Annotated in this window: 2 protein-coding genes; both read right to left on the bottom strand. The window is 58.3% G+C overall.

Annotation, left to right across the window (positions count from 1 at the left end; translation table 11 throughout):
• Positions 1 to 394 (bottom strand): hypothetical protein (locus NYP07_RS23865; RefSeq protein WP_268154706.1); only part of this gene is annotated, 394 nt, incomplete at its 3' end.
• A gap of 446 nt (positions 395 to 840) precedes the next feature.
• Positions 841 to 2,020 (bottom strand): RHS repeat-associated core domain-containing protein (locus NYP07_RS23870; RefSeq protein WP_276597687.1); only part of this gene is annotated, 1,180 nt, incomplete at its 5' end.

Below are 2,020 nucleotides of genomic sequence, written 5' to 3' on the forward strand. Positions count from 1 at the left end.
CCACGTTGACCTGGGCCGTGCCCTTGCCCACGGTGATCGATTGGCCGGGCAGCGCCGCGTAGGTGCTGCTGCTGGTGTGCTGGGTGAACAGGGCCTGGCCGGTGGCGCCGCCGCAGTTGGCGGTCGTGGCGCTGGCCTTGTTGCCGTAGGGGTCGTAGCTGTAGCTCGTCGTGACGCACAGCTGCGGGCTGTTGGGCTCAATGGTCTCGCTTTGCAGCAGGCCGTTCTTGGCGCCGTCCGACGGTTGGTAGTAGCTGAAGCGGCTGGTGCGCGTGTCGGTGTAGGTTTGGGCATGGGCGGGCGGCAAGCCTGCAGCCAACGCCAGCATGGCCACCCAGCGCATCAGCGCCCCTCGCCGGCACCCCGTGCCGTCCTTGCGTCGTTGTTCTCTCACAGCCACTCCCTGTGGTCACCGGACTTTTGATGACAGATCCGGTCAATGGTTGGACTACCACTCATCAACCATCGCTCACTTTAGTACCTGACCCGTACTCGTCTCAGCGTCGAACTGGACTCCAGTTTCGAAGCGACCGATGAGCGCAGAAACCAATTCTCTATACGCTTCAATCTCACGCTTCTCGAACCGCGTCCTGGCAACGCCAATGAACAAGATAACAATTTTTCCTTTCCCCTCAACCATGATCTGCAGATAGCAACTTGGATAGTTCAAATTGCGGTGTACGGCTCCGCCTTTCGAGACTGATTCACTGTGGATCCACCCCAACAGCTCAAACGTCTGAGCAACGAGGTCAACGGTCGCATCTGGACACTCCACCCGAATTGTGGCGCTCACTGCCTGAGTGCAGCCAGCGCCCAGCAAAAGCGTAAGCGCCGCAACACTTAATGGCAAGTGCCTCCGTGAGGTATAGAAATCCATAGCGTACTGCATTCCAAGAAGTTATAAGGACCATGATCCCCCCCTGGCAAAATACTAGACACGCCAAGAACCAAACCATGGATCGGAAGGTACAACGCCCCGAAGATAGACGCTTGGGGAATGTGGGCCCTCTCGTGGTCGACCACCAACTCCCCATTTCCACCCCAAAGAGGGGAATATAGGAATCCGTGCGCACCAGATATTACATTACCTATAGTTATTGCCCCCTGAGCAATAAGATGGCTTCTATCATACTCAAAAGCCCCATCTCGGAACGTAGGCGCATTGAATCCCGACAATGTGAAGCCGACAACATGGCCGATTGCGTTGTTCATTTGGCCATATGCAACGCCGGAAAGAAATCCACTACTTGAATCCGCAACGACCGCCCCCTTGATTCCGTCGCGCAGGATTCCCACTGTTACATTGACGTAGGGATCGCTGAGGTAGGTGTCACCCACTCCTAGATCGCCCGGTACGGCACCAGCAGCGAATCCTCGAGCGAGGCCTTCGAGGCGTCCAGTCTGCAGGTAACCGTTCACACCGCCGCCGACCATCCGACTGATTGCTCCGCCGCCGGCCCAATTACCGATCCCTCCGCTGAGAGCTCCAACTACGGCTCCACGCAGCCCCTCCCTCAGGTTTCCACTCGAAGCAATGAAGCTGCCGGTAAACCCGGCGGCGCCGCCCGCGATCATTCCTCCAGTGAATGAGGAAGCTGCTGCTGCGTAAGCAGCAGACTCTGCAGCAACTCCAGCAGCTGTCACCTCGGTACCAACCAATCCGGATGCTATGGCAGCATTGCTTGCCGCGAAACCAGCCTCGGCAGCCACGCTACTCGCGTACCAGTCAAGCGCGGCTCCTCCCGTGAAATAAGCAGCCACTACTACGACCACAGCTCGACCCACTGTGCTACGCCATATCCCGTGCCAAGCATCCGTGATGGGCTTGAAGAGGTCCCCCAGGAAGCTGAACCCACTGGGATCGGTGCAAGTGAGCGGGTTGTTGTAGCAGTACCCGTAACGGTTGTAGTTCTGCAGGTTGAACGGGTCCTGCACGAGGGGGTCGGCCTGCATGAAGACCCCGAGCGTCGGATCGAAGAGCCGCCCGTTCATGTGCACGATGCCCACATCGTCCAGGTGC

The organism is Pelomonas aquatica (assembly GCF_026712205.1).
Classification (GTDB): domain Bacteria; phylum Pseudomonadota; class Gammaproteobacteria; order Burkholderiales; family Burkholderiaceae_C; genus Pelomonas; species Pelomonas aquatica.